This window comes from Bradyrhizobium macuxiense, assembly GCF_001542415.1.
In the GTDB taxonomy this organism is placed as follows: domain Bacteria; phylum Pseudomonadota; class Alphaproteobacteria; order Rhizobiales; family Xanthobacteraceae; genus Bradyrhizobium; species Bradyrhizobium macuxiense.
In genome coordinates this window covers 38,738-54,327 of sequence record NZ_LNCU01000072.1, presented here as the reverse complement: position 1 = coordinate 54,327, position 15,590 = coordinate 38,738, and the positions used below count along the sequence as shown (strand labels likewise).

13 protein-coding genes are annotated in these 15,590 nt (G+C 65.0%); 7 read left to right on the top strand and 6 right to left on the bottom strand.

What is annotated here, in order from left to right:
- Together AS156_RS20430 and AS156_RS20425 are read right to left on the bottom strand one after the other, a co-directional pair.
- A partial coding sequence (locus AS156_RS20430; protein ID WP_066508327.1) for a DUF5666 domain-containing protein occupies window positions 1-1,173 on the bottom strand: 1,173 nt, incomplete at its 3' end.
- Window positions 1,170-2,048: a DUF6502 family protein gene (locus AS156_RS20425; RefSeq protein ID WP_066508014.1), complete on the bottom strand. Its 879-nt coding sequence runs from the start codon at window positions 2,046-2,048 to the stop codon at window positions 1,170-1,172. The genes AS156_RS20425 and AS156_RS20430, both read right to left, overlap by 4 nt.
- A 166-nt stretch (window positions 2,049-2,214) precedes the next feature.
- Here AS156_RS20425 and AS156_RS20420 point away from each other — a divergent pair, with 166 nt between their 5' ends.
- From AS156_RS20420 to AS156_RS20400, 6 genes are all read left to right on the top strand, one after another.
- Window positions 2,215-2,652: a hypothetical protein gene (locus AS156_RS20420; RefSeq protein ID WP_066508010.1), complete on the top strand. Its 438-nt coding sequence runs from the start codon at window positions 2,215-2,217 to the stop codon at window positions 2,650-2,652.
- A 205-nt stretch (window positions 2,653-2,857) separates the two neighbouring features.
- The gene (locus AS156_RS42970; protein ID WP_160331124.1) at window positions 2,858-3,028 is read left to right on the top strand and encodes a hypothetical protein; all 171 of its coding nucleotides are present in this window, start codon (window positions 2,858-2,860) and stop codon (window positions 3,026-3,028) included.
- Between the two features lie 16 nt (window positions 3,029-3,044).
- A complete protein-coding gene (locus tag AS156_RS20415) occupies window positions 3,045-4,985 on the top strand; it encodes a glycosyltransferase (protein WP_066508008.1) in 1,941 nt (646 codons plus the stop codon).
- Window positions 4,986-4,988: 3 nt separating this feature from the next.
- Entirely contained in the window at window positions 4,989-5,729 is a 741-nt protein-coding gene (locus AS156_RS20410; RefSeq protein WP_066508006.1) for an ABC transporter ATP-binding protein, read from the top strand.
- Window positions 5,726-7,153 carry a glycosyltransferase family 4 protein gene (locus AS156_RS20405; protein WP_066508004.1) on the top strand — a complete coding sequence of 476 codons (1,428 nt, stop codon included), beginning with the start codon at window positions 5,726-5,728 and terminating at the stop codon, window positions 7,151-7,153. Before AS156_RS20410 ends, AS156_RS20405 begins: the two co-directional genes overlap by 4 nt.
- Before the next feature lie 8 nt (window positions 7,154-7,161).
- Window positions 7,162-8,439 carry an O-antigen ligase family protein gene (locus AS156_RS20400; protein ID WP_066508003.1) on the top strand — a complete coding sequence of 426 codons (1,278 nt, stop codon included), beginning with the start codon at window positions 7,162-7,164 and terminating at the stop codon, window positions 8,437-8,439.
- Between the two features lie 341 nt (window positions 8,440-8,780).
- Here AS156_RS20400 and AS156_RS20395 read toward each other — a convergent pair whose 3' ends face one another.
- Window positions 8,781-10,016 (bottom strand): ABC transporter substrate-binding protein, encoded by a 1,236-nt coding sequence (locus AS156_RS20395; protein ID WP_066508002.1) that lies wholly within the window; start codon window positions 10,014-10,016, stop codon window positions 8,781-8,783.
- 157 nt (window positions 10,017-10,173) lie between these two features.
- Here AS156_RS20395 and AS156_RS20390 point away from each other — a divergent pair, with 157 nt between their 5' ends.
- Window positions 10,174-12,327 (top strand): carbamoyltransferase C-terminal domain-containing protein, encoded by a 2,154-nt coding sequence (locus tag AS156_RS20390; protein WP_066508000.1) that lies wholly within the window; start codon window positions 10,174-10,176, stop codon window positions 12,325-12,327.
- A gap of 101 nt (window positions 12,328-12,428) precedes the next feature.
- On the opposite strand, the gene AS156_RS20385 is transcribed toward AS156_RS20390, so the two are convergent.
- The 3 genes from AS156_RS20385 to prfB form a co-directional block, all read right to left on the bottom strand.
- The gene (locus tag AS156_RS20385; RefSeq protein ID WP_066507998.1) at window positions 12,429-13,334 is read right to left on the bottom strand and encodes a DMT family transporter; all 906 of its coding nucleotides are present in this window, start codon (window positions 13,332-13,334) and stop codon (window positions 12,429-12,431) included.
- Window positions 13,335-13,418: 84 nt separating this feature from the next.
- The gene (locus tag AS156_RS20380; RefSeq protein ID WP_066507997.1) at window positions 13,419-14,288 is read right to left on the bottom strand and encodes an NAD(P)-dependent oxidoreductase; all 870 of its coding nucleotides are present in this window, start codon (window positions 14,286-14,288) and stop codon (window positions 13,419-13,421) included.
- Window positions 14,289-14,291: 3 nt separating this feature from the next.
- Window positions 14,292-15,423, bottom strand: a protein-coding gene (prfB, locus tag AS156_RS20375; protein WP_136626339.1) for a peptide chain release factor 2 whose coding sequence is annotated in 2 segments (ribosomal slippage) — window positions 14,292-15,353 and window positions 15,355-15,423 — 1,131 coding nt in all. Because the reading frame shifts where the segments join, the coding sequence is not laid out codon by codon here.
- Window positions 15,424-15,590 lie beyond the last annotated feature (167 nt).

Sequence of the window (15,590 nt, the reverse complement as noted above, 5' to 3'; positions counted from 1 at the left end):
GCCACCGCCGGGGCCGAATGGACCGCCGCCACCGCCAGGTCCAAACGGACCACCGCCGGACGGGCCGAAGCCGCCGGGCTCCGACATACCTCCACCGACGCCAGGTTCCGGACCAAGCCCAGGAGCTGGGCCGGGAGCCGGGCCACCTCCCGCGCCTCCCCGCCCACCGGGCGAACCGGACGGCCCACCGCCCGGCGCACCGCCGCCATGTCCGGGCGCTCCGCTGCCGCCCTGATGCGCGGGCGAGCCGGGCGAACGCACCGACGAGCCGGGGAATCGATCGACCGACTGCACCGATTCGACCCGCAAGCCCCGCGCGCCATCGGGCGTGGCGTTGAGCACGACTCGCGTGTCGGCTGCCGGCGAGAAGCGTGAACTGTCGCGTGCGACAAAGCCGGAGCCGAGCTGCAAATCATTGCCGACCCGCCGCACATAGGCCTCGATCAACAGCCGGTTGGCGCCGGCGAGATCGGAGAAATCGTCCGCGCGGCTGTGCGCCACCTGCATCACGCCCTGCGCAACGCGACCATCGACCTGCACCCGCTGCCCGGCGAGCGCCGCATCCACGCCCGACAGTCTGAGATCGCCGATCCGCAAGTTTCCGGCGCGATCGCGCTCGAGCGGCCCCGTGACGCGCGTTGCCACGTCGTGGCGCTCCTGCACCAGGCTCGCGACGATCACGCCGTCGGTACGGCGCAAGCCGAACACCGCGACATGCGTTCCCGGCTTCAGCCAGCTTTCATGGCCGGCCCAGGCGACCTTCTGTCCGAGCACTATCACCTCGCCGGACTTCACATGCTCGATCGGCCCGGTCACCTCGCTGGCGACCTCGATGCGTCTGGTCGACAGCGTACCGTCGGCACCGCGCTGCGCCACCACACGCGCGACCTGCCCGATCCGCAGCGATTTCGCCGTCGCCGGCTCGCCATCGATTCGTACCGGCACATCGGCCGCATAGACGATCCGCTCGCCGTTGACGAAGATGCTGCCGAAGCGCTGAATCACGCCGACAATGCCGGTGCCGCCGATGCCCTGATCCGATCCGGTGATCCCGGTGCCGCCGATGCCATGGTCGTTGCCCCTCTTGCGCACCTGCGCACCCGCAAGCGAGGTGCCGGCAAGCCAGAACCCTGCCAGCAACACGCGGCGGGAAATCAGCGGCGGACGTTTCACGAAGCACCGCCTTCGTCGGTGTCGTCATCGACCGGGCGCCCGTCTGGGCCCTCGCGATAGATGTAGATACCGAAATTCCAGCGATAGTCGCCGCCCTTATCCTTGGCCAATGCGCGGTTGGCTTCGCGGTTGAGCGACTTCAGCGCCTCCATCGCGACCTCGCGCGACCGTCCCTCGAGCCGCTTGGCGAGCCGCGCCGACAGCCCGTCATAGTGCACCGCGCGTTCGAGGAAGCGTGGCGCGGCCGACGACACGTTGGCCTCGGCCGCCGCGACATGGTCGTGCAGGTTGCGGCCGAGATAGTGCCATTTGCGATCGTCGTCGCCATGCGGCACGAAGGCTTCCTCGACCAGCACGATCTCGTCATCGGCGTTGATGGTGACGAGCTTGCGGTCGAGCCATTCGTCGAGCACCGCACGCGGCCGCACGTCCTTGGTGATCGATTCGACCAGCGCCTCGAACGAAGGTGCGCCGCCCTCAGCGGTGCGCGGCAGCGGCAGCGGGTCGCCCTTCGCATCGGTGAATTCGGCTCCGGCCAACCAGCGCGCGATGATCGCGCTGGTGCGCGACAATGTCGCCGGCACCGCGTTGACCGGTGCGCCGGCGCCGCGCAGCCGCGCGACTTCCTTGCGATGGATTCCGGTCAAGAGGCTGACCCGGCTGTCGGTCTGCTCCTTGCCTTCGAGCGCGAAATCGTGCTCGGCGACGTTGACGTAAAGCTCGCGCAGCAGCTGGGTCAGCGCCGGGAACGTCATGCCGCCGCGAATGCAAAGCCGGACCAGCGGACGCAGCATCCGCGCCAGCGGCGCGTGCAGCTTCTCCGCGGCGATCGGCGGAGGCGACGCCGGCTTCGATTTCGGGACTTTGGCATTCATGCTCAAGCTTTAGCCGGGCGCGACGTGGGATACAATCCCACCGCTCTTGCGGCGCCATTGAACGTGTGACATTTTCCCACTCATGGCAAACAAAGTTGCTGCCGTGGAACTGGTAGGCGAGCACGCCGATGTCAGGGCATCTCGTCCTCGCACTGACGGTCCGGACATGACGCCGCCCCGATTCGATCTTGCGATCGCGGAAGCCTGCAAGGTTGCGCAGGTCCCGTATGAGGATTTCATCTCGACGGTCATGGCCGGAAGCTACCCCTGCCTGCCGGGCGCCGCGCCCGGCTCTTCCCGCCGCTTTGACGAAACCGACCTGCTTGCGTTGTACATCTATGGGCGCCTTCGCGCGTTCGGATTCGGAGCCCTGCGCGCCGGCGAATATGCCTGCCGCGCGCATGCCGTGCTGACGGCACAGCCGCAGGCGAGATCAGTCTCGATTGCGTTGACGCCGGATGGCGGCAAGCGGGTCGTGGTCGAGCAGGCCTCGCTACCCTCGGCAGCAGCGATGCTGGCTGAGCAGATCCAGTTCGACATCGGCGCCATCAGGCAATCGCCAAAGCAGCAATCGGTCCAAGGCAGCGCCGCCGCGCCGGCCTAAACCCCGCTCACTTTTCCATCTCCCGCGCCCGCCGCATCCACCGCGAGATGCGGTTGCGCGGCCGTTTTCGTCCACTCCCCGGCCCAGTTCAAAAAAGTTCGCGGTCGCCACACGTGGGAAATAATCCCACTTTTTATTCCGTAGCCAATTGACGTGTGAAATTTTCCCACACATAAAACATCCATTGAGCAGGGAATTCGACGCAATGCCTCTTCGTTCAGCCGGCAATCCGCATCGGCTCGCCCCGACCGGGCCCCGTTTCACGCCGCACAGCCCGTGCACCCCGATCGAGCCGATCTTCCGGGCGCTGCTCCGCTCGGTGGTTTTCTTTGCCGCGCTGGCGATGCCGTTCGTCATCGCCCTGTACATGGCCTGACCGGAGCCGACCGCCCATGACGACGCTCAACCACCCGGCCGGCCGCCCGTCGGTGTTGCACATCTTCAAGGTCTATTACCCCGACCTATTCGGCGGCACGCTGTCCGTGATCCGCGATATCTGCGCCGGGTTGCAGGACAGCTTCGCCGCCGCGGTCCTGGTCTGCTCGAAATCCGGCGCGCGACGCCACATCGTGGTGAATGACGTTGCGGTCGAGCGCGTGCCCTCGTTCGGCGACGTGCTGTCGCTGCCGGCCGCGCCGACCTATCCGTGGCGGCTGTGGCGCCGCATCGCCGAGCACGACCTGCTGGCCTTGCATGCGCCCTTTCCGCTTGCCGACCTGGTGTTCGCGCTCGGGCTCGGCCGGACGCGCCCGCTGGTCGTGCATTGGCACGCCGACATCATCTCGCACGCGGCGCTGCGCTTCCTCATCGAACCGATGATGCGGCGGACCTTGCGGCGGGCTGCAGCGATCATCGTCTCGAACCCAGTGCTGATCGAAAACACGCCGCTGCTGCGCGAATTCGCCGACAAGTGCCACGTCGTTCCGTTCGGCGTCGATGTCGCGAAATACGACCGGCCGGCGGTGCAATCCGGTGACGTCAACGCGCGCGGGCGCCTCGTTCTCGCCTGCGGGCGGCTGGTGCCCTACAAGGGCTTCGATGTGCTGGTCCGCGCCGCCCATGGCCGGAATTTCGAGGTCTGGATCGTCGGCGAGGGCCGCGAGCACGACCATCTCGAGCAGCTGATCCGCGACTACGGCCTGCAGGACCGCGTTCGCCTGCTCGGCTCGGTCCCCGAGAGCGAACGCGTCAAGCTGATGCGGATCGCCGACATCTTCGTGATGCCGTCGATAACCAATGCCGAGACCTTCGGGCTCGTGCAGCTCGAGGCGATGGCGGCGGGCCGTCCCGTGATCAACACCGCGCTCGACACCGGCGTGCCGCATGTCGCGCGCCACGGCCTCGAGGCCATCACCGTCCCGCCAGGCGATCCCACTGCGCTCGCCGAGGCCATCGAGAACTTGATCGACGATCCGGAGCGGCGCCGGCGCATGGGCCAGGCCGCCCGCCATCGCGCCATGACGAAATACTCAACCACAGCCTTCAAGGAGGGAGTCGAGACGGTGTACCGCAAGGTCGTTGCTGAACAGGCCGCCGCAAAGGACGCAAACTCACCGGCCCCAGCCTCGCGTCCCCAAACGGCCGGCCTGTTCGGCGCGATCCAGATCGCGGCAGCGCTGGCCTGGTCAGACATGCGCCATCGCTATGTCCGCTCCCTCCTTGGACCCTTCTGGATGTCGATCCAGATGGCGATCATGGTGGCCGTATTGGGCTCGGTCATCGGTCACTTCTCCAACGCCGGCGCGGTGGCGCGCTTGCCGATGCTGGCGGCGAGCCTCACCGCCTGGACCTTCCTCAACAGCGTCGTGCTCGACGCCACAACGGCGCTGCAAGGCTCGGCCAGCCTGATCAAGGACCGCGCATTGCCGCCGGTGATCTTCCTGCTGCAATGTACGTTCCGCCAGGCGCTGTTCGCGCTCCACAATGCGACTGTGCCGCTGATCCTCTGGCTGGCGCTGACGCCGAAGGATATCAGCGGCGCCCTCGCCGCAATTCCCGGGCTCGCGCTGTTCGTCACCTGCACGCTTGCCATGAGCCTGGTGCTCGGCGCGCTGGCGACGCGCTACCGCGACATCAAGCCGATCATCGAGTCCTCGCTGACGCTGATGTTCCTGTCCTCGCCGATCATCTGGACGCCGGAGATGATCGATCGCGGCTCGACCGTGATGCGCCTCAATCCGCTGACGCATCTGTTCGCGATCTGGCGCGACCCGCTCGCGACCGGCCATGTCGCAACGACAAGCGTGGTCTATGTGCTGGCGTGTCTCGCCGTGCTCGTGGTCGCCTCGCTCGTGACCGTCAGCCAATTGCGCAAAGCCGCGTTCTGGATCTAGCACATGGTGAGCATCCATCTCCGCGACGTCTGCCTCGACTATCCGCTGTACGGCGCCTACGACTTCTCGCTCAAGCGCCGCCTGCTCGGTCGGCTGTTCCGCCAGACCGGCGAGATGCGGACCATCCGCGCGGTCGACAACATCTCGATCGAGGCAACAGCCGGCGCGCGGATCGGTCTTGCCGGGCCGAACGGCTCCGGCAAGTCGACCCTGCTGCGGCTGATTGCCGGAGTATTCCCGCAAACCAGGGGCGAGGTCCGCATCGCCGGCGATATCGTGCCGCTGCTCGGCCTGAGCGCCGGCGCCAACCTCGATTTCGTGGCAGCCGACAATATCAGCTTGCTGCTGCGGATCAGTGGGCGGAAGGCGACGCCGGCGATCCTCGACGAGATCTGGGCCTTCACCGAGCTCGAGGAACGCATGCAGCGGCTGCCGCTGCGCATGTTCTCGTCGGGCATGCTGATGCGCGTGCTGTTCGCCACCGCCACCGCGTTTCCGGCCGACATCCTGCTGCTCGACGAATGGCTCAGCGTGGTCGACGAGAACTTCTCCGCAAAGGCCGAGACGCGTCTGCAGAAGATGGTCGAGACAGCCGCGATCGTGATCATCGCCTCCCACGACCACGCGCTGCTGCGCCGTACCTGCACCAGCATCATCAATCTCGATCACGGCCGCATCGCCAGCACCGTCTCGCTGGACGCGCCCGCCCCGCATCACTTCGAGCTCAGAGAAAAACGCGCATGAACAAGATCCTGGTCGTCAGCGAGGCGCTCGGTGAACCCAACCACAAGCGCGGCATCTTCCACTTCACGCGCGAATTGATCCGCTCGCTCGCGGCCGACGGCCACGAGCTGACGCTGCTGGTCGAGACCTCGCGCCGCTACCGCAAGCTGCGCCGCAGGCAGCAGCGGACACCATTGCTGCCGCAGGACTCGCGGTTGATCGAGCTGCTCGCGCTCTATCGTTTCCTCGATGAGGCCGACATGAACGCTCCGATGTTGCGCGGCGGCCTCCGTCGCACCATCGACTGGTTCCGCCACAAGCTCCATGCCGCCGCCTCGGTGGAATTCGCCGTCAGCCTCCTGCGTGCGTTCCGTCTGCTGCCGACCAACGTCAAGCTGATCGAGAACCGCGCCGCCGCGCTCGAATACATCCCGACCGACCTGCGGCACCTGCAGCTGTTCGGCGACTTCCTGCTCGAGCCAGGCTTCTACAGCTATCAGGACACTTCCGCCCTGCTGCGGCTGCCGCCGCCGCGGATCGACGCCCGCGGCTACGACGTCATCCTCGTCGATACCCCGACCCGGGTTGCGATCCGGCGGCATCGTGGCGCCAAGGTGATCTGCGTCGTCCACGATCTGTTGCCGCTCACCGATCTCAAGCTCAGCGACGTCGCCACCCGGCTGTTCCTGTCGCGCCTGTTCACCAGCCTGCAGCAGGCGGACGAGCTGGCCTTCGTGTCGAACTACAGCATGAACCGGTTCCGCGCGCTGCTTCCGCAGTTTGCCCATTTGCCGGCACGGGTGGTGTATCCACGAACCCGGTTCGAGGCGGCGGACGCGCACGCTGTGGCGAAGTCGACCGAGCGGGCGGGACGACCGTCCTTCGTCGTGATCGTCTCCGCCGAGCCGCGCAAGAACCTGAACGCGGTGATCCGCGCGTTCCGCAAGCTGCCGCAGGCCGACCTGATCGTGATCGGCTATACCGGCGATCCCAGCCTGATGCGCAATGCGCCGCCGAACGTCCGGTTTTCCGGATATGTCGAGGAGCACGAGAAGGCAGCCCTGATCGCCGAAGCGCACGGGCTGATCATGCCGAGCCTCGCCGAAGGCTTTGGCGTGCCGATCATCGAGGCGCTGGCCGCGGGCACGCCGGTGCTGTGCTCCGACATCCCCGTCTTTCGCGAGGTTGCGGGAGAGCTCGCCGATTATTTCGACCCGTTTTCGATCGAAGCGATTTGCGCGTCCGTCGGGCGCGTGCTGGCACGGCAGGAGGAGTGGCGCGGCAGGATCAGGCAGCGCCACGCTGAGCTTGCCGAGCGCTTCGGTCACCACACGCAGGCGCGCGACCTGCTGTCGCACCGCGCAGGAACGGAAAGCATGATCCCCGCGTCGGCACCGTCCATGCCGATACCGGCCCTCGACGGCCTCGCCGCTCGCGGCATGTGATCCAGATCATGACCGCTGACACCGACGTAATCGACTTCACCGCTCGACCGGCCGCGCCATGGCGCGACCGAGTCCAGGCCCGGTTCGCTTCGACCGCCTATGCCCGCGCGACGGATATCCTGATCGCGCTCGCCGCCGCCTCCCTGCCCTGGTCGACCACGGCACTGGCGGCGTTCGTGCTGCTGTGGCTCGTCGCGGTCATTCCGACCGTCGATTGGGAACGGCTCGTGCGCGATCTCCCGCGCCCCGCCTATGCGTTGCCGCTCGCACTCGTCGCGCTCGCGCTGCTCGGCGTGGTGTGGTCGGAGGCGAGCTGGGCGGAACGACTGCACGGCATCAAGCCCGTGAGCAAGCTTCTGCTGCTGCCGTTCCTGCTCGCCTACTTCCAGCGCTCGCAACGCGGGCTCTGGGTGTTCGTCGCCTTCCTGATCTCGTGCACGCTGATGATGATCCTGTCCTGGATCGTGCTGGCGCTGCCCGGGCTCAAGCTCGCCCACACCGCGTCCGATGGCGTGCCGGTCAAGAACTACATCGACCAGACCCAGGAGTTCGCGCTCTGCGCCTTTGCGCTGGCGCTGCCCGCCCTGACCGCGCTGCGGGCGCAGCGCTGGGCTGTCGCGGCGGCCTGCATGGCGCTGATCCTGATGTTCGTCACCAACATGCTCTACGTCGCCTCCGCGCGGACGGCGTTGATCTTCATGCCCGTGCTCTTAATCCTGTTTGCCTGGCTGCATCTCAGCAGGCGGGCCGCAAGGGCGCTGTTTGCTTGTGTCGCCGTGGCGAGCGTGCTCGTCTGGACTACGTCACCCTATCTGCGCCAGCGCATTGCCGATGTGAACATCGAGTATCGCGCGCACGATTTGTCCGGCATCGCTTCAACCGCGCAGCGACTGACCTATTGGCAGAAGTCGGTGAAGTTCATCGCGGCAGCGCCACTGCTCGGGCACGGCACCGGATCGATCAAGCACATGTTCACCCAGGACGCGATCGGACAGACCGGGCTGCAGGCCGAGGTGGTCAACAATCCTCACAACCAGACCCTGAACGCCGCGATCCAATGGGGGCTCCTCGGCGCCCTCCTGCTCACCACGGTGTGGTATAGCCATGTCCGCCTGTTCCTCGGCCGCGATATCGTGACCTGGATCGGGCTCGTCGTCGTCGCGCAGAACATCACGAGCTCGCTGCTCAACTCCCACCTGTTCGATTTTCACGAGGGATGGATCTACGTCATCGGCGTCGGTGTCGCCGGCGGCATGGCACTGCGCACTCGCCCCTGCGCCCTCTGATTCCAGACGGCGAAACGAAATGCAAAGAGACGCAACGCGCCGCGAGAATGCGGATGCATGACGGACAAGCTGCGCCACCCGCTGTCGTCCCTGGGAAAGCAGGGACCCATAACCACAAATGTCAATTGTTGCGCGATACTGGAACGACGAGTCCTTCTCACAACATCCGCCGCGGAGTATGGGTCCCTGCTTTCGCAGGGACGACGATGTTGTGAGAGTAGCGCAAAATCAACTTCAGGCGCCGACGCCTCTGGAATACTGGGTCACTCGCATGCGCGGGTGATGACGCAGAACAAGCGGTTTGACAGTTGAATCGCAAACTCACGCCTTGCAATGAAAGCCTACCGCGACGCCCCATGCCCGACCTCGCCCGTGATGACGTCGCCGAACAATTCCCATGCCTCGCCGTTGAACTTCATGAGCTGCATCTGCTCGATCGGAAAATAGTCGTCGGGTCCGGTATTGACCATGACGCCGGGCAGCATCAGGTCGGAGTGGAAGTTCTTCAGATTGGCGGCCTGCTTCATCACGTTTTCGCGCGTGAGATTGTCGCCGCATTGCTTCAGCACCTGCACCATCGCTTCGGCCTGCACATAGCCGTAGATGTTGTTGGCGTTGGTCTTGTCGCCGTCGGGATAATACTTGTCCATGAAGGCCCGCCAGGCGATCACGGGCGGATCCTTGTCCCAGGTCGGATCGGTCGGGTCCTTCAGATAGGCCGTCGAGATGATGCCCTTGGAGAATTCGAGGCCCGCGGGCTTCAGCACCGAGGCGACCGAGGTCGCGGTGTTGGCGAGGAAGAACTTCGGCTTCCAGCCGAGTTCGCCGACCTTCCGGATCGCCTGCGCCGATCCCTTCGGGGCAGCCCAGGAGAAGAAGATGTCGGCTCCCGAATCATGCAGCGCGACGATCTGCGAATCGATCGAGGGGTCGCTGACCTCATAGGACTTGTCGGCGATGATCATTCCGGACTTGTCGCCGAGCCCATCCTTCAGGCCCTTGAACTGATCCTTGCCCGCATCATCGTTCTGCCAAAATACCGCGATCTTGCTGTCGGGAAATTTGTCGCGGATGTATTTGGCATAGATTCGCCCCTCGCTCTGGTAGTTCGGCTGAAAGCCCATCGTCCAGGGAAAATTCTTGGGATCGCCAAATTTGGTGCCGCCGGAGGCGACGAAGAGCTGCGGCACCTTCTTTGCATTCATGTATTTCATGATCGCCGAATTGGACGGCGTGCCCAGCGCCTGGAAGATCAGCAGCACCTCGTCGCTCTCGACGAGCTTGCGCGCCTGCTCGATCGCTTTTGGCGGCGAATAGGCATCATCGTAGCTGATGAAGTTGACCTTGCGGCCGTTGATGCCGCCCTGATCGTTGATCATCTTGAAAAACGCGGCCTCGGTCTTGCCGATCACGCCATAGGACGACGCCGGGCCGCTGTACGGCATGATGTTGCCGATCTTGATTTCAGTATCGCTCGCACCGGGATCATATTTCTTCTGCGCAAACGCCGCGCTTGTGATCAGTGCGGCACTTGCGAAGGCCACAACCGCGCCAATATATCCGAACCGAGCTGGCATGTTTTCTCCCGATTTTTGTCGTTGATTTGCGGCAACTGTCGCAAGTCATGGAAGTGCTGGCAAGCGCCGGGTTTTTCCGTTGGGCGAAACGGCATTGTTGCCTGGCGCTATTCGTGATTAACGGTCCGTCGGGGGCTCACAAGTCGAGGCGCTTTGCTTGCTTAAATCGGACATCCGTATCGGTCCGCGGCATCCACGATTCGCGGCCGCGGGTTACGAGCTCACGCGCCGCCTCAGCGAGCCGGCAATGGCGCGTCTCGGCCTGCACAAGGCGAATGGGCAATTCGCAAAGCGCACGATCGCGTCGATCCGTGAGCGGCTTCAGCGCGGCGAGACGGTATACATTGCAGGCCTTGCCGGCCCCGGTACTCACAATACCGGCGTGGCGCTGGTCGAGGTCACCCAGCGCGGCGGACCGCGCCTGATCGTCAACAACGAAGAAGAGCGCTTTTCCGGAAACAAGCACACCAACGAGTTTCCGCAACATGCCCTGGACAACATGCGCGAGGTGCTGCGGCGGATGGGTCGCGACATCGGAGACATCGCGGCCTTCGTCACCACGTGGGACTATCCGGCGCTGATGGCGATGCTGATCCGCACCTCGTTCGAAGAGGCGCTGGGCAGCTTCAAGCTGTTGCGCTCGCCGATCGCGCCGGCAATCAGCCTGCGCCAGATGGACCAGGTGCGACGCCTGTCGCGCAAGCTGGGCAGCATGTACGGGCTTGGCGAACAGCTGCCGCTGATCTGCATGCCGCACCACGATAACCACGCGTGGTACTCATTCACCGCCTCTCCCTTCGCCGACATGCGCGAGCCCGTCGCGATCGCGGTCCTCGACGGCACCGGCGATGTCGGCTCGATCTCGCTTTATGTCGCCGAGAACGGCGAGATGACGCAGCTCTACTGCAATGAGAGCCTGTTTGACTCGCTCGGCGCCTTCTACACCGTGATCTCGTCGAGCCAGGGCGGCTGGACCTGGCTGTCCAGCGAGGGACGCTACATGGGCGCGGCCGCCTGGGGCGACATGAACCGCGCGACCAATCCGTATTATCAGCGGCTCAAGGCGGTGCTGCAGCTCGGCCCGAACGGCACCGTGCATCTCAATCGCGCGATGGCCAACTGGCACAGCGATCCGGTCGACAATCCCTACAAGGCGCCGCTGATCGACATCCTCGGCCCGCCGCTGCGGCCGGACCAGCTCTGGAATCCCGACGCCGTGTTGCGCGTGGAGGACATCCATCACCGCCCCGACACCAAGGACCGGCTCGACAAGGCCGCCGCGACGCAGCTGGTGTTCGAGGATGCGATGATCCATGTCATCGATCATCTGCTGCGCCTCACCGGCACCGACCGCCTGGTGTTGACCGGCGGCGTGGCGCTGAACGCGCTCGGCAACATGCGCCTGCTCGAGCACTTCAACGAAGCGTGGTTTATGGAAGCGCAGCAGCGCAAGACGCGGCTGCATATGTGGGTGCCGCCGGTGCCTGGCGATCCCGGCGTGCCGATCGGCGCGGCATGGCTGTTCGCGCATATGGCGGGCGCTCCGCGTGGCGCCCCGCTGTCGCACGCGTTCTATTGCGGCCTGCCGCCGACGCATGCCGACATCACGGCAGCGCTGAAGGCCGATGACGTCGCCTCGGCCGCGATCGGCCAAGTTGCGACACCGGAAGGACAGGACGCGATTGCGGACCTGATGGCGTTCATGGTGGCGCAAGGCGGCGTGGTCGCGATCTATCAGGGCGCGGCCGAAACCGGCCCACGCGCGCTCGGGCATCGCTCGATCCTGGCCAATCCCCGCGATCCCAATGTGCGCGAGCGGCTGAACGAGCGTGTCAAATATCGCGAGGCGATACGCCCGCTGGCGCCGATGGCGACACTCGAGGCTGCACTTGAATATTTCGAGCTGGAGGACGGTGCCTCCGACAGCGATTACAACGCCTACAATTACATGGTGCTGACCGCCCATTCGAAGCCGCAGGCGCGCGAGACAATTCCGGCAGTGGTGCATGCCGACGGTACCGGGCGTATCCAGATCGTGCGCGAGGCGGACGATCCCCTCACCTATGCCTATCTGAAGGCACTCGGCCGCCGCATCGGCGTCGAGATGTCGGTCAATACGTCGTTCAATGTCGCAGGGCCGATCGCGCAGACGCCGGCGCAGGCGATGGAGACGCTGCGGCGCTCCAAGGGGCTCGATGTCGTGGTCCTGGTCGCCGATGACGGCACCGCTTATGCCGCCTGGCATGCCGGCGAGCGCAACAACGGACGCTTCAAGGAATGGTATGCGGAGTGGACGAAGGCGCGCGGCTAAAGCATGATCCGGAAAAGTGTGAAGCGGTTTTCCGAAAAGATCATGCGTAAACAAGAAGCTAAAGCGCGATGACGATTCAACCTGATCTCATCGCGCTTTAGCTATCGCCGAAACGAGGTCAGCACGCGCCCGTCGATCAAGAGCAGCGCGCTCGCGATCACCAATGCGCCGATCACCTCGCGCGGCGAGATCGGCTCGCCGAGCACGAGATAGCCGAGCAGGATCGCGGTCGCCGGAATCAGCAACGTCACCAGCATCACGTTGGTCGCCCCGGAGCGCTGCAGGATCTGGAAGAACACGATGTACGCCAGCGCCGTCGACAGCGCGGCAAGCCCGAGCACCGCCAGCCATGTGGTTACATGCGGCATCCGCAGCAGCCACGGCCGCTCGACGCAGCCTGCGACGACAACCATCATCGCGGCTGATGCCATCATCTGGAATGCCGCTGTCCCCAGCGGCGGCACGCGCGACGGCAACCGCCGCGACACCAGCGCAGCGAGGCCGTAGCTGAAAGCCCCCGCCAGACACAGCAGGATGCCGATGCCCTGCCTGCTCCCGACCTCGAGCGCATCACCATGAAGAATCGCAACTCCGATCACACCAGCGAAAACGCCGGCAATGCGGCGAGGTTGCGCCCTCTCCTCACCGGCCGCCGCCATTGCCACCACGGCAAGCAGCGGCGTGGTTGCGTTGAGGATCGAGGCCAGCCCGCTCGTGATGTAGGTCTGCCCGAACACAATCAGCGAGAACGGCAGCACATTGTTGAACAGGCCCATCGCAAAGAACGGCGCCCATCCCGCCCAGCCCTTCGGGAATGCGATCTTATGGGTCCGCAGCAGCGGCATCAGGATGGCTGCGCCGAGCGCCACGCGCAGCAGCACCATCGTCAACGGCGGCAATTCGCGCAGGATCACGCCGTTGAAGAAGAACGAGCCGCCCCACAACACCGACAGCAGACCGAGCAGCGCCCAATCGCGGAGATCGATCCTGTTGTCGGCGGAAGGCATGTCCGGCTCACATCTGCACTGGCGCCGATGACTAGTCGGCCGCAGCGCCGATTGCCACCCGATTCCCGCGATCCGTCGCGCGGCCTATTTCGGCCGCGACACGATCTCGATCATCTGCCCTTCGTCGCCGTCGGGCGCATGCGCCTTCGCCTTGTCGTAGGCCGCGAGCGCCGCGCGGCTGACCGGCACGCCGGGCAGCAGTGCCTCGGCCAGTGCGACGGCATAGGCGGCGTCCTTGTGGCGCAGCGCCGCGGTGAACGAGGCGCCCGAGAAGTCGCGGTCGATCATCCGCCTGGAATGACGGATCACCTGCGGGCTTGCCACCGCGCCGGTGGCGAGCGCCTCGGCCACGAGTTGCATGTCGAGGCCCGCCTGCTCGGCCATCGCGACGCCCTCGGCAAGGCTCGCGATCTGCACCGCGCCCATCAGATTGTTGATCAGCTTGAATACCGTTCCAGTGCCGACACCGCCGAAATGGCGGATCGTATCGCCTATCGGCGCGAGGAACGGTTGCGCCCGTTCGAGATCGGCCGGATCGGCGCCGACCAGCAGCGTCAGCTCACCGGCAGCCGCCGCAGCAGGAAGGCCGGTCACCGGACAATCGATGTAGATCAGCCCGCGGTTGCGCAATTCGTGCGCCATTTCGAGCGTGTGCTGATACGACACCGTGGAGCATTCGATCGCCAGCGTGCCGGCCTTCATGGTCGCGGCCGCGCCATCCTTGGTCAGCCAGACGGAGCGCGAGGCTTCGTCGTCGGCAACCATGGTCACAACGGCGTCGGCGTCGATTGCGGCATCCTCCGGCGAGGTCGCCCATTTGGCACCGCGCGCGATCAGGTCGCTGGCCTTCGCCTTGCTGCGATTCCACACCGTGACCGTGAAGCCGGCATCGAGATAGCGGCCGGCCATCCCTTGGCCCATCCGTCCCAATCCGATGAAGGCCACGCGTGGCATGGGTCAGTCCACATCCTCGACCGCGCCGGGCCCGGTGCCGAAGGCACGCTGTGCCAGCGTTGCGGCCATGAACTCGTCGAGATCGCCATCGAGCACGCCGGAAGTATCGGAGGTCTGCACGCCCGTGCGCAGGTCCTTCACCATCTGATAGGGCTGCAGCACATACGAGCGAATCTGATGGCCCCAGCCGATATCGGTCCTGGCGGCCTGGTCGGCCGCGGCTTGCTCCTCGCGCTTCTTCAGCTCGATCTCATAGAGCCGCGCGCGCAGCATGTCCCAGGCCTGCGCCCGGTTCTTGTGCTGGGAGCGGCCGGCCTGACAGACCACTGCGATGCCGGTCGGAATGTGCGTCAGACGCACCGCCGATTCCGTCTTGTTGACGTGCTGACCGCCGGCGCCGCCGGACCGCATCGTGTCGGTGCGGACGTCGGACTCCTTGATCTCGATCTTGATGCTGTCGTCGATGACCGGGAAGATCTGCACCGACGAGAACGACGTATGCCGCCGCGCATTGGAATCGAACGGCGAGATGCGCACCAGGCGATGCACGCCGGCCTCCGTCTTCAGCCAGCCATAGGCATTGTGACCGCTGATCTGGATGGTGGCGGACTTGATGCCGGCTTCTTCACCCTGGGACTCTTCGAGATACTCGATCTTGAAGCCGTGGTTCTCCGCCCAGCGCGTGTACATGCGCAGCAGCATCTGGGCCCAGTCCTGGCTCTCGGTGCCGCCGGCGCCGGCATGGACCTCGAGATAGGAATCGAATTTGTCGGCTTCGCCCGACAACAGCGCTTCGAGCTCGCGCCGGGCGACTTCCTTCTTCAGATCCTTCAGCGCCTTCTCGGCCTCAGTGACCACGGACTCGTCGTTCTCGGCTTCGCCGAGCTCGATCATGCCGACCTGGTCCTCGAGCTCACGCTCGACCTTGCCGATGCCCGAGAGGGCGTCCTCCAATGAGGTGCGCTCCTGCATCAGCTTCTGGGCCTTCTGGGGATCGTTCCAGAGATTGGGATCTTCTGCGAGCTTGTTCAGCTCAGCGAGGCGTGCCGTCGAAGTTTCGACGTCAAAGATGCCTCCTCAGCAGCCCGACTGACTGCTTGATCTCTTCAACAAGGCGTTCGATTTCCGCGCGCATGATCTTTCAGGAGTTGGGGAAAAAAGCTTGCGAGGGATGTAGCGACCGGCGCAGCAAAGCGCAATCGGCTTGGCCGCGCTATCCCGCCGATTTGGAACGCAGGTCTGCTAAAGCGCGATGAGATCAGGTTGAATCGTCATCGCGCTTTAGCGCCTTGTTTAAGCATG